Annotated in this window: 22 protein-coding genes and 1 pseudogene; 10 read left to right on the forward strand and 13 right to left on the reverse strand. The window is 66.7% G+C overall.

Going from position 1 to position 22,131, the window contains the following annotated elements; all coding sequences use genetic code 11:
• The first annotated feature begins 29 nt into the window (after nt 1–29).
• The 5 genes from gsiB (at nt 30) to WS62_RS15940 (ending at nt 5,522) form a co-directional block, all read left to right on the forward strand.
• The gene (gene gsiB, locus WS62_RS15920; RefSeq protein ID WP_066572410.1) at nt 30–1,592 is read left to right on the forward strand and encodes a glutathione ABC transporter substrate-binding protein GsiB; all 1,563 of its coding nucleotides are present in this window, start codon (nt 30–32) and stop codon (nt 1,590–1,592) included.
• 91 nt (nt 1,593–1,683) lie between these two features.
• The gene (gsiC, locus tag WS62_RS15925; RefSeq protein WP_066572412.1) at nt 1,684–2,604 is read left to right on the forward strand and encodes a glutathione ABC transporter permease GsiC; all 921 of its coding nucleotides are present in this window, start codon (nt 1,684–1,686) and stop codon (nt 2,602–2,604) included.
• A gap of 7 nt (nt 2,605–2,611) precedes the next feature.
• A complete protein-coding gene (gsiD, locus tag WS62_RS15930) occupies nt 2,612–3,517 on the forward strand; it encodes a glutathione ABC transporter permease GsiD (RefSeq protein ID WP_066572421.1) in 906 nt (301 codons plus the stop codon).
• Nucleotides 3,517–4,695 carry a DmpA family aminopeptidase gene (locus WS62_RS15935; RefSeq protein WP_066572424.1) on the forward strand — a complete coding sequence of 393 codons (1,179 nt, stop codon included), beginning with the start codon at nt 3,517–3,519 and terminating at the stop codon, nt 4,693–4,695. Before gsiD ends, WS62_RS15935 begins: the two co-directional genes overlap by 1 nt.
• Complete coding sequence (locus WS62_RS15940; protein WP_066572427.1) at nt 4,695–5,522, forward strand: M55 family metallopeptidase; 828 nt, start codon at nt 4,695–4,697, stop codon at nt 5,520–5,522. Before WS62_RS15935 ends, WS62_RS15940 begins: the two co-directional genes overlap by 1 nt.
• A gap of 84 nt (nt 5,523–5,606) precedes the next feature.
• On the opposite strand, the gene WS62_RS15945 is transcribed toward WS62_RS15940, so the two are convergent.
• From WS62_RS15945 to WS62_RS15960, 4 genes are all read right to left on the reverse strand, one after another.
• Nucleotides 5,607–6,761 carry a homocitrate synthase/isopropylmalate synthase family protein gene (locus WS62_RS15945; protein ID WP_066572485.1) on the reverse strand — a complete coding sequence of 385 codons (1,155 nt, stop codon included), beginning with the start codon at nt 6,759–6,761 and terminating at the stop codon, nt 5,607–5,609.
• Nucleotides 6,762–6,844: 83 nt separating this feature from the next.
• Nucleotides 6,845–7,705: a DMT family transporter gene (locus WS62_RS15950; protein WP_066572429.1), complete on the reverse strand. Its 861-nt coding sequence runs from the start codon at nt 7,703–7,705 to the stop codon at nt 6,845–6,847.
• Between the two features lie 62 nt (nt 7,706–7,767).
• Nucleotides 7,768–8,658 carry a 3-keto-5-aminohexanoate cleavage protein gene (locus WS62_RS15955; RefSeq protein ID WP_066572431.1) on the reverse strand — a complete coding sequence of 297 codons (891 nt, stop codon included), beginning with the start codon at nt 8,656–8,658 and terminating at the stop codon, nt 7,768–7,770.
• A 40-nt stretch (nt 8,659–8,698) separates the two neighbouring features.
• On the reverse strand, nt 8,699–9,454 hold the full coding sequence (locus WS62_RS15960) for a PHP-associated domain-containing protein (RefSeq protein WP_066572434.1): 756 nt from the start codon (nt 9,452–9,454) through the stop codon (nt 8,699–8,701).
• Nucleotides 9,455–9,565: 111 nt separating this feature from the next.
• Here WS62_RS15960 and WS62_RS15965 point away from each other — a divergent pair, with 111 nt between their 5' ends.
• Nucleotides 9,566–9,961, forward strand: a complete 396-nt coding sequence (locus WS62_RS15965) for a 6,7-dimethyl-8-ribityllumazine synthase (RefSeq protein ID WP_066572487.1) — start codon at nt 9,566–9,568, stop codon at nt 9,959–9,961.
• A 1-nt stretch (nt 9,962) separates the two neighbouring features.
• Here WS62_RS15965 and aepX read toward each other — a convergent pair whose 3' ends face one another.
• The 3 genes from aepX to pcaH all read right to left on the reverse strand — a co-directional run bounded on the left by aepX (nt 9,963) and on the right by pcaH (nt 12,764).
• Nucleotides 9,963–10,874: a phosphoenolpyruvate mutase gene (gene aepX, locus WS62_RS15970; protein ID WP_066572435.1), complete on the reverse strand. Its 912-nt coding sequence runs from the start codon at nt 10,872–10,874 to the stop codon at nt 9,963–9,965.
• 589 nt (nt 10,875–11,463) lie between these two features.
• Complete coding sequence (gene pcaG / locus WS62_RS15975; protein ID WP_066572437.1) at nt 11,464–12,057, reverse strand: protocatechuate 3,4-dioxygenase subunit alpha; 594 nt, start codon at nt 12,055–12,057, stop codon at nt 11,464–11,466.
• A 2-nt stretch (nt 12,058–12,059) separates the two neighbouring features.
• Nucleotides 12,060–12,764 carry a protocatechuate 3,4-dioxygenase subunit beta gene (gene pcaH, locus WS62_RS15980; protein WP_066572440.1) on the reverse strand — a complete coding sequence of 235 codons (705 nt, stop codon included), beginning with the start codon at nt 12,762–12,764 and terminating at the stop codon, nt 12,060–12,062.
• Nucleotides 12,765–12,871: 107 nt separating this feature from the next.
• On the opposite strand from pcaH, the gene pcaQ reads away from it, so the two are divergent.
• Nucleotides 12,872–13,873, forward strand: a complete 1,002-nt coding sequence (gene pcaQ, locus WS62_RS15985) for a pca operon transcription factor PcaQ (protein ID WP_066572441.1) — start codon at nt 12,872–12,874, stop codon at nt 13,871–13,873.
• A 23-nt stretch (nt 13,874–13,896) separates the two neighbouring features.
• Here the strand turns inward: pcaQ and WS62_RS15990 are convergent, their stop codons facing one another.
• From WS62_RS15990 to WS62_RS38815, 3 genes are all read right to left on the reverse strand, one after another.
• Complete coding sequence (locus WS62_RS15990; protein ID WP_231748311.1) at nt 13,897–14,118, reverse strand: hypothetical protein; 222 nt, start codon at nt 14,116–14,118, stop codon at nt 13,897–13,899.
• Nucleotides 14,119–14,441: 323 nt separating this feature from the next.
• Nucleotides 14,442–15,113, reverse strand: a complete 672-nt coding sequence (locus WS62_RS15995) for a hypothetical protein (RefSeq protein ID WP_066572449.1) — start codon at nt 15,111–15,113, stop codon at nt 14,442–14,444.
• Nucleotides 15,114–15,376: 263 nt separating this feature from the next.
• Nucleotides 15,377–15,748 carry a hydrolase gene (locus tag WS62_RS38815; RefSeq protein WP_082721003.1) on the reverse strand — a complete coding sequence of 124 codons (372 nt, stop codon included), beginning with the start codon at nt 15,746–15,748 and terminating at the stop codon, nt 15,377–15,379.
• Nucleotides 15,749–15,751: 3 nt separating this feature from the next.
• Between WS62_RS38815 and WS62_RS16005 the strand changes: the two genes are divergently transcribed.
• Both WS62_RS16005 and WS62_RS16010 read left to right on the forward strand, forming a co-directional pair.
• Nucleotides 15,752–17,221, forward strand: a complete 1,470-nt coding sequence (locus WS62_RS16005) for a GGDEF domain-containing protein (protein WP_066572455.1) — start codon at nt 15,752–15,754, stop codon at nt 17,219–17,221.
• A 386-nt stretch (nt 17,222–17,607) separates the two neighbouring features.
• Entirely contained in the window at nt 17,608–18,279 is a 672-nt protein-coding gene (locus tag WS62_RS16010; protein ID WP_059472101.1) for an O-methyltransferase, read from the forward strand.
• Nucleotides 18,280–18,351: 72 nt separating this feature from the next.
• On the opposite strand, the gene WS62_RS16015 is transcribed toward WS62_RS16010, so the two are convergent.
• Entirely contained in the window at nt 18,352–19,434 is a 1,083-nt protein-coding gene (locus tag WS62_RS16015; protein ID WP_197422850.1) for a hypothetical protein, read from the reverse strand.
• Between the two features lie 25 nt (nt 19,435–19,459).
• The gene (locus WS62_RS16020) at nt 19,460–20,578 is read right to left on the reverse strand and encodes a 3-deoxy-7-phosphoheptulonate synthase (RefSeq protein ID WP_066572458.1); all 1,119 of its coding nucleotides are present in this window, start codon (nt 20,576–20,578) and stop codon (nt 19,460–19,462) included.
• 278 nt (nt 20,579–20,856) lie between these two features.
• Between WS62_RS16020 and WS62_RS16025 the strand changes: the two genes are divergently transcribed.
• Nucleotides 20,857–21,294 carry a YciI family protein gene (locus WS62_RS16025; protein WP_066572460.1) on the forward strand — a complete coding sequence of 146 codons (438 nt, stop codon included), beginning with the start codon at nt 20,857–20,859 and terminating at the stop codon, nt 21,292–21,294.
• A 265-nt stretch (nt 21,295–21,559) separates the two neighbouring features.
• Here WS62_RS16025 and WS62_RS33880 read toward each other — a convergent pair.
• Nucleotides 21,560–21,943: pseudogene (locus tag WS62_RS33880) on the reverse strand (transposase); the annotation flags it as partial.
• Between the last annotated feature and the right edge of the window lie 188 nt (nt 21,944–22,131).

A 22,131-nucleotide genomic window follows, 5' to 3' on the forward strand; every position in this document is an offset into this window, starting at 1 on the left:
CTACCGAAGCATCGCAAAGGAGCCCACACATGACTACGCCGCATTCGTTCTTGCCGTTCTCGCCGCGCGCGCTGATCGCCGCTTGCGCAGGCGTCATCGCGATGTCGTCCGCCTCGCTCGCGTTCGCCGAGCGGACCGCGGTGATGGCCGTCGATTCGACGTTCACGACGCTCGACCCGTACGATTCGAACGACACGCTGTCGCAGGCGGTGTCGAAGTCGTTCTATCAGGGCCTGTTCGGCTTCGACAAGGACATGAAGCTCGTGAACGTGCTCGCGACCGGCTACGACGCGAGTCCCGACGCGAAGGTCTACACGATCAAGCTGCGCCAGGGCGTGAAGTTCCAGGACGGCACGGATTTCACCGCGGCCGCGGTGAAGGCGAACTTCGACCGCGTGACCGACCCGGCGAACAAGCTCAAGCGCTACAACCTGTTCCGCCGGATCGCGAAGACCGAGGTCGTCGATCCGTACACGGTGAAGGTCACGCTGACCGAGCCGTTCTCGGCGTTCGTCAACGTGCTCGCGCACCCGTCCGCCGTGATGATCTCGCCCACCGCGCTGAAGAAATACGGGCGCGACATCGCGCTGCATCCGGTCGGCACCGGTCCGTTCGAGTTCGTCGAATGGAAGCAGACCGACGACCTGAAGGTAAAGAAGTTCGCCGGCTACTGGAAGCCGGGCTATCCGAAGATCGACGCGATCGACTGGAAGCCCGTCGTCGACAACAACACGCGCGCCGCGCTGGTGAAGACAGGCGAGGCCGACTTCGCGTTTCGCATCCCGTTTGAGCAGACGGCCGACCTGAAGGCGAACGCGAAGGTCGACGTGATCGAGCGCGCGTCGATCATCCAGCGCTACGTCAGCCTGAACGTGATGCAGAAGCCGTTCGATAACCCGAAGGTCCGCCAGGCGCTCAACTACGCGGTCAACAAGGACGCGCTCGCGAAGGTCGCGTTCGCCGGCAACGCGACGCCCGCGACGGGCATCGTGCCGCAGGGCGTCGACTACGCGGTGAAGCTCGGCCCGTGGCCGTACGACCCGGCGAAGGCGCGCGCGCTCCTGAAGGAGGCGGGCTATCCGAACGGCTTCGAGACGACGCTCTGGTCCGCGTACAACAACTCGACGTCGCAAAAGGCGATCCAGTTCGTCCAGCAGCAGCTCGCGCAAGTGGGCGTGAAGGCGCAGGTGCAGGCGCTCGAGGCGGGCGAGCGGGTGGCGAAGGTCGAGAGCGCGCAGGACCCGGCGAAGGCGCCCGTGCGGATGTACTACATCGGCTGGTCCGCGTCGACGGGCGAGTCGGACTGGGCGATCACGCCGCTGCTGGCTTCTTCGTCGTTTCCGCCGAAGCTCGTGAACACCGCGTACTACAAGAACGACGCGGTCGACGCCGATCTCGCGAAGGCGCTCGCGACGACCGATCGCGCGAAGAAGGCCGAGCTGTACGCGGACGCGCAAAAACGCATCTGGTCCGACGCGCCGTGGATTCCGCTCGTGCAGGAAAAGATCGTCTACGCGCGCAGCAAGCGTCTGCAGGGCGCGTACGTGATGCCGGACGGCTCGTTCAATTTCGACGAGATCGCGATCAAGTGACGCGAAACGGCCCGAACGATCCGAACGATCCGGTCGCTTCGGGCATACGCGGCGCGCGGTCCGACCGCGCGCCGCATCGAGGTGCAAGCGCATGCTGAATTTTCTGGTCAAACGATTGTTCGGGCTCCTGCCGACGCTCGTGAGCGTCGCGGTGCTCGTGTTCCTGTTCGTCCACCTGCTGCCGGGCGATCCCGCGCGGCTCGCGGCCGGGCCCGAGGCCGACGACGCGACGGTCGCGCTCGTGCGCGCCGATCTCGGCCTCGACAAGCCGCTGCCGGCGCAGTTCGCGAACTTCTTCGTGCGGATCGCGCATTTCGATTTCGGCACGTCGACACGCAGCAAGCGGCCTGTTTCGACCGAGATCGGCGAGCGCTTCATGCCGACGCTGTCGCTGACCCTCGTCAGCATGGTCTGGGCGACGCTCTTCGGGATGGCGATCGGCATCGCGTCGGCGGTGTGGCGCAACCGCTGGCCGGACCGCATCGGGATGACGCTCGCGGTGTCGGGCATCTCGTTTCCGGCGTTCGCGCTCGGGATGCTGCTGATGGAAGTATTCTCGGTGAAGCTCGGCTGGCTGCCCGTCGTGCCGGACGGCTCGTGGCGGAGCTACGTGCTGCCGTCGCTGACGCTCGGCGCGGCCGTGGCGGCGGTGATGGCGCGCTTCACGCGCGCGTCGTTCGTCGAAGTGCTGCACGAGGATTTCGTGCGCACCGCGCGCGCGAAAGGCGTGCGCGAGCCGATGGTCGTGCTGAAGCACTGCCTGCGCAACGCGATGATTCCGGTCGTCACGATGATGGGGCTGCAGTTCGGTTTCCTGCTCGGCGGGTCGATCGTCGTCGAGGCGGTGTTCAACTGGCCGGGGCTCGGGCGCCTCCTCGTCGATGCGGTGACGATGCGCGACTACCCGGTGATCCAGGCGATCGTGCTGCTGTTCTCGCTCGAGTTCATCCTGATCAATCTGACCGTCGACGTGCTGTACGCGGTCATCAACCCGACGATCCGTTTCAAGTGAGGCGCGCATGAACGCGACTGTTTCCACCTCCTCCGCCTCCGCCACGGCCGCCGCGTCGACCGCGATCCGCACGCCGTGGAGCGAGTTCTGGCGCAAGTTCAAGAAGCAGCACGTCGCGCTCGCGGCGGGCGCGTTCGTGCTGCTGCTCGTCGTCGTCGCGATCGTCGGCCCGCATGTCGTGCCGTACGATCCGGAGAACTATTTCGACTACGACGCCCTGAACGCGGGGCCGTCGGCCGCGCACTGGTTCGGCGTCGATTCGCTCGGACGCGACATCTTCAGCCGGATCGCCGCGGGCGCGCGGATCTCGCTCGCCGCGGGCTTCCTGTCGGTCGCGCTCGGCGCCGTGATCGGCACGTTCTTCGGCCTGCTCGCCGGCTACTACGAAGGCTGGTGGGACCGCGCGACGATGCGCGTCGCCGACGTGCTGTTCGCGTTTCCGGGAATCCTGCTCGCGATCGGCGTCGTCGCGATCCTCGGCAACGGGATGATCAACGTGATCTGCGCGGTGGCCGTGTTCAGCGTGCCCGCGTTCGCGCGGCTCGTGCGCGGCAACACGCTCGCGCTCAAGCAGATGACCTACGTCGAGGCCGCGCGCAGCATCGGCGCGTCCGATCGCACGATCATCATGCGGCACATCCTGCCGGGCACGGTGTCGTCGATCGTCGTCTACTTCACGATGCGGATCGGCACGTCGATCATCACGGCGGCGAGCCTGTCGTTCCTCGGCCTCGGCGCGCAGCCGCCGACGCCCGAGTGGGGCGCGATGCTCAACGAGGCGCGCGCCGACATGGTCAACGCGCCGCACGTCGCGCTGATGCCGAGCATCGCGATCTTCCTGACCGTGCTCGCATTCAACCTGCTCGGCGACGGGCTGCGCGACGCGCTCGATCCGAAGCTGGAGCGGCAGTGATGGGCGCGTCTTCCGAACGCGCGCCGGCCGCGGCGGCGCCGCATGTCGGTGCGCTGCCTGCCGGGCCGCTCGGCAGCCTCGCCGACGTCGCGGGCGTGACGGTCGGCCATGCGACGCTCGACGCGCACGGCGTGCAGACCGGCGTGACCGTCGTGCGGCCGCACGGGGGCGACGTCTATCGCGACAAGGCGCCCGCCGCCGCCGCCGTGATCAACGGCTTCGGCAAGAGCATCGGGCTCGTGCAGGTCGACGAGCTCGGCGTGCTCGAGACGCCGCTCGCGCTGACGAACACATTCGGCGTCGCCGCGGTCGCGCACGCGCAGATCCGTGCGGCGATCGATGCGAATCCGCGGATCGGCCGCGCATGGCCGACCGTCAATCCGCTCGTGTTCGAGTGCAACGACGGCTATCTGAACGATCTTCACGCGTTCGCAGTGACGCCCGCGCATTACGCGCAGGCGCTCGCCGATGCGCGGCCCGCGTTCGCGCGCGGCGCGGTGGGCGCGGGACGCGGAATGTCGTGCTTCGACCTGAAAGGCGGGATCGGCTCGGCGTCGCGCGTCGTGCGCGCGGCGGGCGACGCGTGGACGGTCGGCGCGCTCGTGCTCGCGAATTTCGGACGCCTGCCGATGCTGACGATCGCGGGCGTGCCGGTCGGCCGGATGATCGCCGGGCGGGATGCGGGCGGCTCAGGCAAGACGGGCCGTTCGGGCGATCCGGATGGCGCGGGCGGCGGGATCGCGCCGCGCGGCGTGCCGGACGCCGCCGCTTCGCATCCGGACGCGCCGCCGCCCGAGCAAGGCTCGATCATCATGCTCGTCGCGACCGACGCGCCGCTGTCGTCGCGGCAGCTGAAGCGCGTCGCGCTGCGCGCGGCCGCGGGCCTGGCGCGCACGGGCTCGGTGTACGGCCACGGCAGCGGCGACATCGCGCTCGCGTTCTCGACCGCATACACGGTGCCGCACGACGCCGAGCGCGTCGCGCTGCCGGCGCTCGTCGCCGATGCGGCGCTCGATCCGCTGTTCGCCGCCGCGGCCGACAGCGTCGAGCAGGCGATCGTCGATGCGCTGTGGCAGGCGACGAGCGCCGTGGGCCGCGACGGCCACGCGCGCCGCGCGCTGCGCGACGCGGCGCCGGAACTCGAACGATGGCTGCGCGAATCGCGCGCGGGAGACTGATGAAAGTCCTGATTTCGACCGATATCGAAGGGATTGCGGGCGTCGTGAACGCCGAGCAGACGCGCGCGGGCAATCCCGAATACGAACGCGCGCGCCGCTGGATGACGGCTGAGGCGAACGCGGCCGCCGAAGGCGCGTTCGCGGGCGGCGCGACGCGCGTGTGGGTCAACGATTCGCACGGCGGCTTTCGCAACCTGCTGCCGGACGGCCTTGACGCCCGCGCGCGCGTCGTGCTCGGCAAGCCGCGCACGCTCGGGATGATGGCGGGCCTCGAAGGCGGGCCGGATCTCGTGTTCATGATCGGCTATCACGCGAAGGCGCAGACGCGCGGCCTGCTCGCGCACACGATCAACAGCTTCGCGTTCGCGCGCGTGCTGCTCGACGGACGTGAAATCGGCGAAGCGGGGCTCTATGGCGCGCTCGCGCACGAGTACGGCGCGCACGTCGTGCTGCTGTCCGGCGACGACGTATTCGTCGACGAGACGCGGCCGCTGTTTCCGGCGGCGCGCTTCGTGACCGTGAAGGAGGCGACGGGGTTCGCGAGCGGCGCGTCGATGACGCCCGCCGCCGCGTGCGCGGCGCTCGGCGTCGCGGCGCGGCAGGCGGTCGAGCACGCGCGCGAGGCCGCGCACATGGCGCGTCCGCGCGCACCGCGCGCGGCGATCTGCGCGTTGCAGGCGCAGACCGTCGCGGCCGCCGATCTGTTTTGCCAATGGCCGTCGCTCGAACGCGTCGACGCGGTCACGCTGCGGTTCTCCGCGCCGTCGATCGAGCACGTCGTGCGGACGTTGAACTGTCTGTCGGCGATGTCGTTCATGCTGCGTTGAGCGGCGCGTTCCGCGCATGCCGGGCGCCGGGCGTGCGGCGCGTCGCAGTGCGGCGCGCGGCGACGAAACGCGAACGACCTGTCGCTAGCGCCCGAGCGGCGACGCGCTCGCTCGCTCGAATTCCGCGTGAACCGACGCATAGATGCCGAGCAGTTCGTCCACGTCGAGCGCCCGCTCGCGATGCATCGACTGCGTGCGCACTTCGTCGAGGCATGCGCCCAATTCCGCGTCCGCCGCGCGAATGCCCTGTTGCTCGAGCACATGCGCGATCGAAGCGCGGCCGGAATGCTTGCCGATGACGATCCGCCGCTCGCCGCCGACGATTTCCGGCGGAAACGGCTCGAACGCGCTGCTGTTGCGCAGCGTGCCGTTCGCGTGGATGCCGGACTCGTGCGCGAACACGTTGCCGCCGACGACCGGCTGCCACGGCGGGCAAGGCACGTGCGACGCTTCGCTGACGAGCCGGCTGAGCGCGATGAGCTTCGTCGTGTCGATGCCGAGGTCCGCGTGGTAGAGCCGCTGCAGCGCCATCGCCGTTTGCGCGAGATCGGGCATGCCCGCGCGCTCGCCGATGCCGTTGACGGTGACGTGGAAGAACGTCGCGCCGGCGAGCAGCCCGGCGATCGTATTGGCGGTCGCGAATCCGAAATCGTTGTGCGCGTGGCATTGCACCGCGATGCCCGATGCGCGCTTCACGCGCGCGACGATGTCCCCGTACTGCTCGGGCGTGAGGATGCCTATCGTGTCGGACAGCCGGATGCGGTCCGCGCCTGCGTGCGCGACGTGCGCGGCATACGCTTCGACGAACGAAATGTCTGAGCGGCCGACGTCCTCCGCGCTGATCGACACGAACGCGCCGCGATCCTTCGCGAGCTTCACGAGATCGGCGGAGCTGTCGAGCAGCCATTGGCGGTCCTTCTTGACGCTGTCGTTCAGATGAATGGCCGACGTCGGCAAGCCGATGTGGATCGCCTCGAATCCGAGGTCGAGCGACTGCTCGACATCGTTGCGCACGCCGCGGTTCCAGCCGACGAGATGCGCTTCGTTCTTGCGTTCGAGCAGTTCGCGGATGGTGAGCAGCTCCTCGCCGCCCATCGCCGGAATGCCGATTTCGAGCCATCGGACGCCCGCGTCGACGAGCGCGCCGAAGATCGCTTTCTTGCGCGGCCTCGAAAACGCGATTCCGGGCGATTGCTCGCCGTCCCGCAGCGTCGTGTCTTCCAGGATGATTGCATGCATGGCGATGCTCCGTTGAGGTTGATTGGGATGCCGAACGCCGTCGCGCGCGCGGCCGCGCTCGCCGTCGTTCATGCGAGGTCCGTCTACTTCGTCAACGCGCCGGAAAAGCCGATCAGGACGGTGCCCGTCGTGATGATCGAGCAGCCCAGCACCTTCCTGGCCGAAGCCGGCTCGGACAGAAAGAAACGTCCGATCAGCGCCGCGAACACCACGCTCGTTTCCCGCAGCGACGACACGGGCCCCATCGCGCCTTGCTTCATCGCCCAGATGACGATGCCGTAGCCGAGCGCGGCCGACATGCCGCCGAAGCCCGCCTTGACCAGCTCCCGTTTGCGGCCGCCGAGCGTCAGGCGTCCTTCGAGCAGCCAGTAGGTCGGCAGCATCATCAGCGCGGTGAGCGCGAACATCCAGGCTGCGTAGCCGATGCTGTCGCCGGCCGCGCGCGCGCCGATGCCGTCCACGACGCTGTACGCGGCGATCGACGCGCCGGTGCCGAGCGCGTCGGGCAGCGCGCGCGTCCATGCATCGTCGCCGAGCGCGCGCCGGTCGAGGCCCACGGCGAAGATGCCGCCGGAGATCAGCAGCAGGCCGAGCAGCGTCGGCGCGCCGATGCGTTCGCCCGCGAACAGCGCTGCGCCCGTCGTGACGAGCACGGGCGACGTGCCGCGCGCGATCGGATAGGCGACGCTCAATTCGCCTCGCTGGTACGCGCGCACGAGCATCAGGTTGTACACGACGTGCAGCACGGCGGAAGCGACGATGTAGGCCCAGCTGTCGCTTGGCGGAATCGGCCGCAGCGGAACGAAGCACAGTGCGAAGAGGCCCATCGCGATGCACAGGACGGTCGACGACCAGAGGCGGCTTCCACTGCTGCGAATCAGCGCGTTCCAAGTCGCGTGCAGCAACGCGGCGAACAGGACGATCAGGATGACGGAGAAAGGCAAGGGAACTCCCGTGAGAGGTTGGCGAGCCGGCCGGGCGGCGCAACGCGGCCGGGTCGGATCGTTCAGGCGGGCTGCGTCTCGAGCCCCAGCTGCACGCGCGCCTCTTCGGCGGACGCGAGCTCGCCGCCGAGGCGCTCGACGATCCACTTCGCCCTGTCGACCAATTCGCCGTTGCCGGACGCGAGCTTGCCCTTGTCGATGTAGATCGTGTCCTCCATGCCGATCCGGACGTGTCCGCCGAGGATGAACGATTGCGCGAGCATCGCAAACGCGTGCCGGCCGATCGAGAACCCGGTCCATTCGACGCCGGGCGGCAGCAGCGACTTCGCGAAGACGAGCGCTTCCGGCGTCGCCGGCATGCCGTATTTGATGCCGACGATGAGGCTCGCGATCGCCGGATGCCTGAACGTGCCGTCGTCGAACAGATCGCGCGCGAGATGCAGGTTGCCGCTGTCGAAGAGCTCCAGCTCGGGAATCGCGCCCGTCTCGTAGATCGCGCGCGCGATGGTCCGGATGCTCGCCGGCGTATTGATGACGACGTCGCCGCCGAAGAACATCGTGTCCAGATCGACAGTCGCGATGTCGGGGCGCAGCGCGCCGAGATGCGCGACGCGCCGTTGCGGCGGCAGAAGGTTCGTGCGGGGGCCGGGGACGAGCGGGTCGGGCTCTCCCGGCTGAAAACGTCCGCCCGGCCCGGTCGTGATGTTGAGGATCAGCGCCGGGTTCCGCTCGCGAATGCGCTCGACGACCTCGCGGTAATGCCCGATGTCCATCGACGCCTTGCCCGTGTGCGGGTCGCGCACATGCAGATGGACGACCGCCGCGCCGGCGTCGGCCGCTTCGAGCGACGATTCCGCGATTTGCCGAGGCGTGATCGGCAAATTGGGATTTTGGTCCTGGCGGGTCTGGCTGCCCGTCACGGCGCAGGTCAGGATGGTTTTTCGCTTCGTCATGTGTTCGGTCCTCCGAAATGGGGCGGTCCTGCGCGCGCCGTCATTGCGGCGTCGCGCGGTTGATTCGATCGCGATAGAGGCGGGACATCCTGATGAACCGGTCCGCGCCCGGAATGGGAACGGGCTCGGCATGACGAGCCTTCAGCGTGTCCTTGAAGCGCGGCACGGAGAAGTCGGCGTCGCTCGACCATGCGTCGTCCGGAACGAACGTGTAGCACGCGCCGATCTGCAGCCACGTATGTCCGTCTCCGCCGCCCACGAGCGGCAATTCGAGCCGCGACGCGAGGCTGCGGTATCGATCCGATGCGCCGAGATCCTTGGCGGGCAGCTCGATCGCATCGAGGCGGCCGCCGACGGACGGCAACTCGTCGATCCACTTGTGATGGAAGTAGACATGGTGCGCGACGATCGCGTAAGGCTCGCCCGTGGCGTCGAGTGCGTCGAGCAGCGCAGGCAGGGCGTAGGCCCCTTTTTGAGGATCGAGTGCGCGCAGCGTCGACGGCGCCGCGTGAACGCCCGCGTCGCCGCCGCCGCGCAGCGACACCTCGGCGCCGGCGCTGACCGTGAGACCGCCGGGCAGGCGAAGCACGCCGGCGGAAAGCGGCGCGCCGGCGAGCACGTTGCGGTCGAACAGATCGGCGAGCAACGCGTGGTAATGCGTCGCGTCCAGGTGTTCGCAGATGCATACCGCGTCGAGTCCGTCGCGGTGCGCGGCGTCGAGCGTGAAGCGGATCTCGTCCCAATCCGGCGACGCGCTTTTGCTGGGAAGAAGATGAACGTGCGTATCGAATTTCATTCGATCATCCTTTAAAAAGAGTTATGCGAGAATGAATCAATCGAGCGTCGCGGCCAGTGCCGGCGAATGACCGTCGATGTCGAAGACGGGCTCCTTTATAACGAGGGCAACATGAAGAGAATCGCAGTCATTTACGGCACGTATCACGAAAGCGAAGCGGCGCAAATGCGCGACGCGGTGCTAGCCGAGGCGCTCGCGGCGGGGGCCGAGATCGTCTACGAGAAAGGCGTGCCGGGTTCCATGGAAAAGCCGCTTGCCACCAAGCGTGCGCTGATGGAAGAGAACGTCGATGCGGTCGTCGTTCTCGGCATCATCGAAAAGGGCGAAACTCAGCATGGGCTCGTGATGGCGCAGGCCGTGATCCGTTCTCTCGTCGATTTGCAGCTGGAATTCATGAAACCCGTCGGCGTCGGCATTCTCGGCCCCGACATTCAATCGCATCAGATTCCGCCTCGATTGCGCCTTTACGCGGCCAATGCGCTGAAGGCGGTCTGCGCGATGCTGTGAATCAACCGGGGCTCGGCCCTGGGATGAGTGACAGGACATCCCGGATCGGCAACAGCATGGATTCGATTTCCAGCGATCTGCCGTTCTCGAGGATGCCTTGCGCGGCCCGCCGCATCGCGGGATACGCGGCGCGTAACAGGTGATTCGCGTAGATGACGACGTTGAACCCGACGCCCGCCAGCTCGCTGAAATGCACGTCGTTGTAACTCGTCGGCACGCAGACGAGCGGCGTCGACGGGAACGCGCGCCGGTAACGGCGCGCGAACTCGAATACCTCGGCGGGCGAGGTGCGGCGGCTATGGATCATGACGCCGTCCACGCCCGCCTCGGTGTATCGGCAGGCGCGCAGGAGCGCGTCGTCGATGCCCTTGTCGAGTATCAGGCTTTCGATGCGCGCGATCACCATGAAGTCGTCGTTGAGCTTGGCGCGCCTGGCGATCTCGATTTTCTCGCAGAAATCGTCAGGAGACGCTTGTTCCTGAAACACGTCGTTGCCCAACAGCGAATTCCGCTTCAGCCCGATCTTGTCTTCGATGATCACGGCCGATACGCCGGCCGCCTCGATCAATGGAACGTTGATCGCGAGATGCTCGGGCTGCCCGCCGGTATCTCCATCCATGATCAACGGAAGATTGGTGTTTTCGAAGATTTCGGAAATGTTCGAAAGGCGGCTGCGAATGTCGAGCAATTCGATGTCCGGCTTGCCTCGCAATGTCGAATCGGTGAGCGAGCTCGACCAGAAGCCGTCATAGCGGATTTCCACATCGTCTTGGCCGCTGCGGAGAGATTCGATGATCAGCGCGCTCAACGGGCTGAATGACTCGATTATCCGAAGGCATTTTTTATTCCGTATCTGATTCTTGAATAGCGATACGCGATTCGAATTTGTCGGGCGTTTGTAAGAGTGGAGCATTTTTTTTGCGATTTGAGGTTGATGGGGGACTTTTTAAAGGCGGCGTAAATTTATTAAGGAGTCTAGGTCGTGATGTAAGTATGTCAAGTTGATGACGGCATGTGTTTTTTGGAATATGTAAATTCCTTTTACAGGGATAAGGAAGATGCGTCATTTCAAATCCGTCAATCCGGTTCGTTTTTATTTCAGATGCAAAAAACGATTTCGATCGCCGTATCGATGGACAGGATGAGAAAAGATGAAGGTGCGGGGAGGTGTGAGGCGAGGCCGTCGAACGTCGGTCGACCGGGCGAGGACCATGCCGTCGCTGCGCGGCGAATCGCGTTGCGTTTCGCGTCGAGTCAACCGTGACTGTCTCGATCCCGCGTCATGTCGCGGCCTTCGCGGACAGGAAAAAGCAGGCGGCGCGAACGAAGCGAGCGCGGCGAGCGATGGCGCAGCGCGACTGCCTTCGTCGAAAAGAGGAAAAGGGAAAAGAAGCCGGCGGCGAGCGCCGCCCGGGCGATTCGCGCACGCCGGACGATCGTAGCGAGTCCGGGCCGCGACGCGCGCCGCGGGCCGCGCGAGAGCGGTCCGCGGCGGTTTGCGTTCAGACGTCGAAGAACACCGTCTCCTGCTCGCCCTGCATGCGGATGTCGATGCGATAGATCGTCGCGCCGCTCGCCTGCGCATCGCGCTTCGCGATCAGCGTCGTGCGACGCGCGGCCGGCACGCTTTTCAGCACCGCATCGGTTTCGTTCGCGGCCGCTTCGTCGTCGAAGTAGATCCGCGTGAACGCATGCGTGAGAATGCCGCGCATCATCACCGTCACGTCGACGTGCGGCGCGTCCGTCTCCGACGTGCGCCCCGGCTTCACCGTATGGACGACGAAGCGGTTCTGCGCATCCGTGCCCGTGCCGACGCGCGCGAAGCCGCAAAAACCGCTTGCGTCGGCTTCTTCGCGCGACGCCGGATAGCGGCCTGCGCCATCGACTTGCGTGAATTCGAGCAGCGCGTCGCCGACGGCGTTGCCGTCGCCGTCGATCACGCGGCCGACGAGGACGATGTGCTCGCCCGCCGCTTCGGGCGTCGCGATCATGGGCGTGAAGAGACTCTTCAGGTCGTAGTTGTACTGCTGCGGGCAGAGGCCGTACGCGAAGTACGGGCCCACGGTCTGCGAAGGGGTCTGTTTCAGCGTCGTCATGCTCAGCGCTCCATCGGGGTGGCGTCGCGGCCGCGCAGCACGATGTCGAATTCGTAGCCGAGCGCAAAGCCTTCTTCGGTCGTGTCGATCGAGAAACGCGAGATCAGGCGATCGCGCGCGTCCTCGGGCGTGCCCTGGAAGATCGGGTCGAGCGCGAACAGCGGATCGCCCGGAAAATACATCTGCGTGACGAGCCGCGAACCGAAGTAGTCGCCGAACAGCGAGAAGTGGATGTGGTTCGGCCGCCATGCGTTCGGGTGGTTGCCCCACGGATACGCGCCCGGCTTGATCGTCAGGAAGCGATAGCGGCCGTTCCCGTCGGTGAGGCACCGGCCCGCGCCGAGGAAGTTCGGGTCGAGCGGCGCGTCATGCTGGTCGACCTTGTGCACGTATCGGCCCGCGGCGTTCGCCTGCCAGACTTCGACGAGCGTGTTGCGCACCGGCTTGCCGCCTTCGTCGAGCACGCGGCCCGTGACGATGATCCGCTCGCCGAGCGGCTCGCCGTTCCTCGCCGCGTTCTTCGTCAGGTCATGGTCGAGCGGACCGAGGTCGTCGGCGCCGTAGACGGGCGCGTGCTGGTTGCGCAGCTTGTCCTTCAGCGGAATCAGCGGCTGGGTCGGGCCGCGCTTCACCGACGAACGGTACGGCGGATGAATGTACGCGGGATGCGACGGCCAGTCGCGCGGCGCGAGCGTCGAGGAATCCATCGAGTCGTCTCCAGATTGATGGTTGTCAAAGCGGGATGGAAGGACTTTAGCTAATCCGGAAAGTTATGCAAAATGATGTTTTATCGCTAATCGTATAACCAGACGTTATGCAAAATCGGATCGCCGACGCCCGGGTCAAATTCCGGCACCTGCAGTGCTTTCTCGCCGTCGCGCAGTTCGGCAGCGTGCAGAAGGCCGCGCAAAGCCTGTCGATCACGCAGCCGGCCGTGTCGAAGACGATCGCCGAGTTCGAGGCGATCCTCGGCGTGAAGCTGTTCGAGCGCGGCCGGCACGGCGCGCGGCCGACGCGCGAGGGGCAGTTGTTCATTCCGCATGCGAGCGCGTGCGTGCTCGCGCTGCGGCAGGGCGTCGGGCTCCTCGCGCGCGAGAGCGGCGGCGCGGCCGCGACGCTCGAAATCGGCATGCTGCCGACCGTCGCCGCGTCGCTCGCGCCCGCCGTGCTGAAGGCGCTCGCGAACGAATGGCCGCGCGTGGTCGTGCGGGTCACGACCGTCGCGAACGCCGAACTGATCGAGCGGCTGAAGTCCGGTGAGATCGAATGCGCGATCGGGCGGTTGTCCGACCCGGAGCGGATGGTCGGGCTGTCGTTCGAGCACTTGTACAACGAGCCGCTCGTCGCCGTCGTGCGCGCGGGCCACCCGCTCGCGGCGAGCGCCGCGCCCGCCGCGCAGCTCGCGCGCTATCCGGTCGTGCTGCCGCCGTACGGCACGCTGATCCGCCAGGCGGCCGAGCAGCTGCTGAGCGCGTGCGGCGCGCCGCCGCTCGATTCGTTCGTCGAGGTGCTGTCGGTGTCGGTCGCGCGCGCGCTCGCGCTCGAGAACGACGCGATCTGGTTCGTGCCGCGCTATGCGGCCGAATACGATCTCGCGGCCGGCACGCTCGTGCGGCTTGCACTGCCTGTCGAGGGCGCGGACGAACCGGTCGGCTTGATCCTGCGCACTGATGCGCAGCCGTCTCCCGTTGCGCGCTCGCTGATCGAAGCGGTGCGGGCCGTTGCGCGGCGGCGCCTCGGCGCGGCGGGCGGGCGACGGCGCGGGGAGCGGGGCGTTGCGAAGAAAACGCGCGGTGGGGGCGGGCGCAAGTCCTGACGCGGCATGCGTGCAGTCGGCGCTCAGTTGGTGCGCTTGTCGATCGCCTTGGCGTGCTCGATCACTTTTGCCAATTCGGTCGTTCCGAGCGGTTGGATCGCGTCGGTCGCTTTGATTACTCCAATCACGTCGGCCGATTCGACCACATCGACCACATCGGCCACATCGGCCACATCGGCCGATTCGATCGCCCCAAGCGCCTCGACTGCCGCGACTGCCTCAACCGAGCCGGTGATTCGCTCCATCGTCATCGATTACGCGCGCGCTTCGATGTGATTGCCAGTCGGCCGCGCATTCCCCGGATAATGTCGCGCGCGACGCGGCGGCTCGCTGCGATGCGGACGTCCGCGCCATCCAACATCCACAGCGCGCTTGCTCCGCCGCAAATGGAACGCATCGCGTCACCCGTCACCCGTCACCCGTCACCCGTCACCCGTCACCCGTCACCCGTCACCCGTCACCCGTCACCCGTCACCCGGCACCCGTCACCCGGCACCCGGCACCCGGCACCCGGCACACGGCGGGTGACGTTGACGTTGACGGTGAACAGCGTCCGTCGCCCGCCCGCTCATTCCGCGCCGAGCTGGCCGAAGTCGAACCGCTCTTCGGCCAGCAAAAAGCCGCTCGATTTCTTGCCCGGCTCCGAGCCTTTGATCTGGCATTGCTTGAAGAACGAAATGTACGTGTTCTGCTTGTAGCCGCTGTCCGGCGCCGGCTCGACGTAGCGCACCCATAGCTCGAGCGTGTCCTTGCCCGGCATCTCGATGAAATGTCCGCTGTCGCGCATCAGATTCACATACGCGCTCGACATCCACCACGCATAGGCGGTCCGGCTGCGCATCAGTTCGCCGTGCGTGTCGACGAACAGCACGCACGCGAGCGCCGAATTGGGCGTCGCGCAGATGAGCGCGAGATCGGACGGCTTGATCGAGAAATAGCCTTCCCAGCTCGGCCGGTCTCCCTTGTCCTTCGGCGGCGCGATCGGCGTGGCCTGGCGGCTCTTGACCTGCACATAAACGGGCGTTTCCGGCGCGCTGCGATCGACCGGCTTCGGCGCATCGTCGAGCCGCGACAGATGCCGGTACGCGCGCGTGACGACGAGATCGAAGCCCTTGTCGATCGGCAGCTTGAACGCCTCCATGTTGTGGCGGAAGCACTCGGACATGATGTAGTGCTCGCCGGCCGCGCCGATGTAGAGGAATTCGGTGGGAATGGACGATGACGATTTAGCGGTTGCCATGGCGAAAATGAAGAGCGATTGGATTGGAAGTCCTGCTACGGCGTTTGCAATTCCAAATGGATGTTGATTCGGTGTTTCATTTCCTGAAACGATCGAGGCTTTCGAGCGCGCTGCGTGCGACATGCAATCACGCATGACGAAAAAGTATGACGGCGGGGTTCGCGTGCGCAAGTGCGATTGCATCGTCGAACGGCGACGATGGCGGTTCGTTCGATTGCGCAAGCGAGACGGAAACGGCTGAGCGATCGCGCGCACGCGCGTTGTTATCGGCGTCGATTCGGCGTTCTTGAGCGTTTTCCCGCGACGTGTGTCGAATCGCCGTGCGCAGGGTCAACACGGCGCCGAACGTTCGATAAAATGGCCGCTCGCCGCATTTCGCGGCGTCGATTCGAAACGCTTTCCGATCGATTGGCTCGCGTCGCCGATTCGGCATGTCGAGACTCTTCGCGGTCGGAATATTCCGATCCGGTTCGGCACGGCGGCGCGCAACCGCGCGTCGTTTCCGATGCGCGTCGCGCGGCTCGCATCAGGGATAATGCCCGGCGATCTTTTCCGTGACGAAGCGCGTCGCGCTCATCTAGACAAGCATGAAATCGATACATGCCGGCTTGCGCGGACGGCGAGGGCTGTCGCACCGGATGCCGCTCGGCTACATGGTGATCGCCGGCGCGGTGGCGATCGCGATCGTCATGATGTCCATTTGCGCGGCGATCCTGCGCGACAGCCGCGACGACGCGTTCGAGCACGCGCAGGACGCCGCGCGCAACACGCTGCGGATGATCGAGCACGATGTCACGCGAGGCTTTCTCCTGTACGACCTGACGCTGCGCCGCATCGCCGCGCAACTCGGCGACCGGCGGATCGCCAAGTTGTCCGCCGACCTGCGCCGCGAGATCCTGTTCGATGCCGCGGTGGCCGCCAACGTGGCCGGCGCGATCTACGTGCTCGACGCGCGCGGGCGCGTGCAGCTCGCGTCGGTGGACGGTCCGCCGCCGCCGGGGCGTTTCGCGTCGTATGACTTCTTCTCCGCGCAACGCGACGATCCGAAGCTCGGAACATTCCTGAGCGGTCCGTATCGGATGCCGGCGCGAGGCGGCGAGCCGAGCGTCGCGCTGTCGCGCCGCATCGAGCGCGCGGACGGCTCGTTCGCGGGCGTCGTCGTGCTCGCGGTGCGCCTGTCGTATTTCCAGCAACTGCTGGCGGCGGCGGGCGTCGGCCCGCACGGCGCGCTCGCGCTGATTCACGCGGACGGACGCATCGTGACGCGGATTCCGTTCGACGAGAAGACCATCGGCCTCGACCTGAGCGGGACGAGCCCGTACATGCGCATGCAATTCGGGCGCTCGGGCGAGTTTTTCGACGTCACGCCGATCGATCACGTGAAGCGCTTCTACCTGTATCGCCGGCTCGACGAGATTCCGCTGATCGTGCAGGTCGCGATCGCCGATGAAGACATCTACGCGGCGTGGCGGGTCCGCGCGTGGCGCTTCGGCGTGCTGACGGGCGTGTTCGCGCTGATCTTCGTCGTGATGAGCGCGTATCTCGCGCATTCGCTGTGGCGCAAGTCGACGGCCGAAGCGGCGCTCGCGCGGCTCGCGGGCACCGACAGCCTCACGGGACTGCACAACCGGCGCGCACTCGACGAGACGCTCGAGCGCGAATGGCGGCGCGCGGTGTGCGGCGCGCGGCCGTTCGCGATCCTGTTCGTCGACATCGATCACTTCAAGCGCTACAACGACACATACGGGCATCAGGTGGGCGACGACGTGCTCGCGACTGTGTCGCGCTGCATCGCGCAGCAGGCGGCGCGGCTCGGCGACGTCGTCGCGCGATACGGCGGCGAGGAGTTCGTCGTCGTGCTGCCGGACACGCCGCGCGGCGGCGCGCTCGTCGTCGCCGAGCGCGTGCGGACGGGCGTGCGGATGCTCGGCATCGAGCACGAAGGGTCGGAAGTCGGATTCGTGACGGTCAGCGTCGGCGTCGCGGTGTGGCAGCCGGACAGCAGGCCCGCACCGCACGTCGCGGCCGTCGTCGAGGCGGCCGATCAGGCGCTCTATCAGGCGAAGGCGGGCGGCCGGAATCGCGTGGCCGACGTCGGGCTCGGCTGATGCGACGGGCCGCTTCGGGGCGCTCGGGCGCGGCGGCTTCGAGCGGTTTTCTTCGAGGCACCGGGGCTTCGGGTCGCTTGGGCCGCTCGACCGGCCCGAGCGACACGAGCGACACGAGCGACACGAGCAATACGAGCAACACGAGCAACACGAGCAATACGAGCAATACGAGCAATACGAGCAATACGAGCAATACGAGCAATACGAGCGGCTTGACCAGCTTGACCACCTTGACCGGCGGCGCAGCCGTGCGGCGATGCTCGCCGCGCGTTCCGACTTCGATTGCCTCCTGGCGACCGGTCAGGCAAATCCGGCCGGTGATCGTCAGGCGACAGCGCGCCGCCGAGCATAGAATGGCCTTCTCTCCCGACAGCGAAAGGTGCGCGATGAGCGAACGACAATGGAACGCGGTGGACGATTTCTTCTGCCGCCAGCTCGCGCCGTCCGATCCGGCGCTGGATGCGGCATTGGCCTCGAGCAAGGCGGCCGGCCTGCCGGCCATCAACGTCACCGCGAATCAGGGCAAGTTCCTGAACCTGCTCGCGACGATCCGCGGCGCGCGCCGGATTCTCGAACTCGGCACGCTCGGCGGCTACAGCACGATCTGGCTTGCGCGGGCGCTGCCGCCGGGCGGCGTACTGCTGACGCTCGAAGCGAATCCGGACCATGCGGCGCTCGCGCGGAAGAACATCGCGCGCGCGGGATTGGCGGACGTCGTGTCGGTCGTCGTCGGCCGTGCGAAAGACAGCCTCGAGCGGCTGATCGCCGAGCGGACCGAGCCGTTCGACCTGATCTTTCTCGACGCCGACAAGGAAAGCTATCCGGACTACCTGCCGCTGACAGTCGAATTGGCCCGCGCGGGGACCGTCATCGTCGCCGACAACGTCGTGCGGCAGGGGCGTGTCGCGGATCGGCGGAACGACGATCCGGACGCGATCGGCGTGCGCGAATACTTCCGCCTGATCGCCGCCGATCCGCGCCTGACGACGACCGCGCTGCAGACGGTCGGCTCGAAAGGCTGGGACGGGTTCGCGTTGACGGTCGTGTCGTCCGTGTAGGCGGATGTCCGTCAATGGCCCGGGCGGTCGGACCCTGCCGATGCACGAGATTTCCGGATGCCGAACCGGGCTTCAGTCGGGCCGCGTGCGATGGATGACGACGACCGGATACCGTTGTTTCCAAACGGCGCAAGCGACCGAATGTCCGATCGCGCTGTTCGACATCGCGCTCGCCAGACCGGGAACGTACGGAATCGACGCAAACGCGCCGTGTGCGCCGGACGTCACTTCAAGTTTCTTCCTGGGCAATTCGATCAGCGTGGTGCATAGTCGGTCCCAATCCGTCGCGGCCGGCGAACCGTCATTGGCACGGTGGATCGCGGCATACCGACCGCTCGTCGGGTAGCACGGTGCGCCCACTTCGACGCCCTGGCTGGTGCTCCCGTTGAACAACGCGACGAGCATTTCGCCGAACGTGGTGTCGCAGGGGGCATTCTGAATCGCGGGCCCGCACATCCAGCGAGACGGCCACAGGCCGTTCGTGTTCCAGCCCGTGCTCTTGCGGCTGGGCGCGGCCGCATACCAGCCATAGGACGGCGTGTGCGGGGCGCCGGGCACGGCGAACGTGCCTAGCGGCTCGCGGCGTGCGTTCGCGCGATGCAGGTCGAACTTCGGCCACGCCGACAGCAGCGCAAGCTCCTTGTTGGCCGACGCGTCGGGATTGGACAGCGACAGCGACGTGACGGGAACCTTCGGTCGTTGCGCGCCCGGCGCGGCCTTGGCCTGGACGATCAAGCCTCTGCCGCGACGAAGCGTGATTCGGCGATCCCTGGTGAATGCCTCGATCACGAAAATGGCGGCGTCGCCCAATTCGACCGGGCGGGTGATGGTGTTCGCGTAGCAATCGACGGCGCCGTAAGGCTGCATGTCCGCATACGGCTTTTTGTCGATCCAGCCCATCGAGATTTGAAGCGATTCGGCCGGGTGGGCTGTCGACAGGAACGCATCGCGGACCGCCGTCAGAAAGGCGCGGTCGAAGAGTCTGGCCAGTTGCGCCAGCTCGCCGAAGCGGCCGAACCCGTTGTATTGCTTGGCGACTGCCGCATCGATATCCGCACTGGCGCTCATGGCTTCCTCGTCGACGGGGGCTATCGTTTTTCGGTGATCCTCGCGAGCACGAATTGTGCGCCGCGGCCCGCGTCGAACGGACGGCAACTGCGAAGTTTCGGAGCGCCCGCCGTCAGGCCGCGCGCCGCCGCCGCACCGCCTGCGCGAGCGTGTCGAGCACCGGCTCGGTCTGCGCCCAGCTCAGGCACGCATCGGTGACCGACACGCCGTATTGCAGCGGCACGCCCGGCTTCAGATCCTGCCGGCCGGCCTCGAGATTGCTCTCGATCATCACGCCGGTGATGCGCCGCTCGCCTTGCGACAATTGCCGCGCGAGATCCTCGGCGACGTCGATCTGCCGCAAGTGCGACTTGTTCGAATTCGCGTGCGAGCAGTCGACCATCACCTGTTCGCGCAGGCCTGCCGCGCGCAGCACCGCGCAGCCGCCGTCGACGCTCGCGCTGTCGTAGTTCGGGCCCTTCTTGCCGCCGCGCAGGATCACGTGCGCGTCGTCGTTGCCGCGCGTCTCGAAGATCGCCGCCATCCCCATCTTCGTCATGCCCATGAACGCGTGGCTCGCGCGCGCCGCGACGATCGCGTCGGCCGCGATCTGCACGCCGCCGTCGGTGCCGTTCTTGAAGCCGATCGGGCAGCTCAGGCCCGATGCGAGCTGACGGTGGCTCTGGCTCTCGGTCGTGCGCGCGCCGATCGCGCCCCACGCGATCAGGTCCGCGATGTACTGCGGGCTCAGCAGATCGAGGAATTCCGTGCCCGCGGGCAGGCCGAGCGCGTTGATGTCGAGCAGAAGCCGGCGCGCGGCGCGCAGCCCTTCGTTGATGCGGAAGCTGCCGTCGAGCCGCGGATCGTTGATGTAGCCCTTCCAGCCGACCGTCGTTCGCGGCTTCTCGAAGTACACGCGCATCACGATCAGCAGGTCGTCGTGCAGCGCGTCGGCGGCGGCCTTGAGCCGGCGCGCGTAATCGAGCGCCTGGTCGTGATCGTGGATCGAGCATGGGCCGACGACCGTCACGAGGCGGTCGTCGCGGCCGTGCAGCACATCGCCGATCGCCTGGCGGCGCTTCTCGACGAGCGTCTGGACGGCGGGCGGCACGGGCAACTCGTCCTGCAGCAGCGCCGGGGAGATGAGCGGGCGCACCGCGCCGATGCGGACGTCGTCGATGCGCGTCGTGTCCTGCGTCGCGTCGGCGAAGCCCGCTTCCCGGTCGTGCTGGGGATTGTCGATATTTTGCATGGTGGGGTCCCGATTCTGCGAAATGAGCCACGATTATGGCATCCGCGCCGCCGCCGGGGCGGCGGGCGGACACGTTCGCGCTGCGTTGCGACAAACGATCGCGCCGCGTCGCCGGGAGCCGGCGGCGGGCGGGTGTCGACGCATGCGCCGAATATCTTTTTGCGCGAAGATGTCGAATTCGACGCCGCTGGTTCGTCGTTGTGTCGAGGCGGCCGGACGAACCCGGGTCGAGTTCGGCGGCCGTGCGGCTCGAACAATTGACTCAAGGGGAGCAGGCGATGCGTGTGATGGTGATCGTGAAGGCGACGAACGATTCGGAAGCGGGCAAGATGCCCGGCACGGAACTGCTCGAAGCGATGGGCAAGTTCAACGAGGCGCTCGTGAAGGCGGGCGTGATGCTCGCGGGCGAAGGTCTGCATCCGAGCGCCAAGGGCAAGCGGGTGCGCTTCTCGGGCAGCGCGCGGACCGTGATCGACGGACCGTTCGCGGAGACCAGCGAACTCGTCGCCGGGTTCTGGCTGTGGAAGGTTGCGTCGATGGACGAGGCCGTCGAGTGGGTCAGGCGGTGCCCGAATCCGATGGAAGGCGATTCGGACATCGAGATCCGGCCGTTGTTCGAGATGGAGGATTTCGGCGCGGAGTTGACGCCGGAGCTGCGCGAGCAGGAGGCGCGCCTGCGCAGAGAGATTGACGACAGCGCGAAGGGCGGGCGCTGACGCTTCGCCTGCGCTGGGCGTCGGGCGTCAGGCGTGAGGGGCACGCGCGTGCCGCGCATGGCTGCGCCGCAGATGCCGAAGGGCGTCGTTGAACTGTTGCTCGGGGACGACGCGTTCCGGCGGGAGGTCGGCCTCGTCGAGCGGAACGCGGGGGCGACGCCGGCCGCGGCGGCGGAGTTTGCGAATTGCGTCGCGCTTGCGGCGCGCGCGGAAGGGCGGCGTTTGGTCGAACGGCGCGGTGGGTGCGGAAGGCGGCTTAAAAGCGCTAATAGAAAGCGTTTTGAAGCCGTCGCCAGCAGATGATGCAGGCTGCCATTTTCATCAATGCCTCGTGTATGGTCGCAAGGCGTTCGAACACGATGCGCAGACGCTTGAAGTTGTGCAGCCATGCGAAGGTGCGCTCGACGACCCATCGTGTCTTGCCAAGGCCACTTCCGTGTGGCTTGCCGCGACGGGCGATCTGCGTAGCAACACCGGCAGCGTGCAGTGGCTTGCGATATTTGTCATGGTCGTAGCCACGATCGGCCTGCACGATGACCGGCTTCGACGGTGGCCGTTCCCACTTGCCACGGATGGGCGGGATCGCCTCGACGAATGGCAACAGATGGATGACGTCGTTACGGTTCGTGCCCGTCAGCGTATCTCCCAGGGAATGCCGGACTGCGGCACGAACAGGATAGATCGTGTCCACGAAAGCGGGTCATCTCCACACACAAGGTTTCGGATAGGCTCCGCCCCCGGCGAGGAGCTCTTCATCGACTACGGGCTGGAAGTTACCGATCCTGTCTCCGAACGGGAGCGTCGCGAATATGTCTGTCGCTGCGGCGGCTTAGGATG

The sequence above is a fragment of the Burkholderia sp. ABCPW 14 genome, assembly GCF_001523835.1.
GTDB classification, from domain to species: Bacteria; Pseudomonadota; Gammaproteobacteria; order Burkholderiales; family Burkholderiaceae; genus Burkholderia; species Burkholderia mayonis.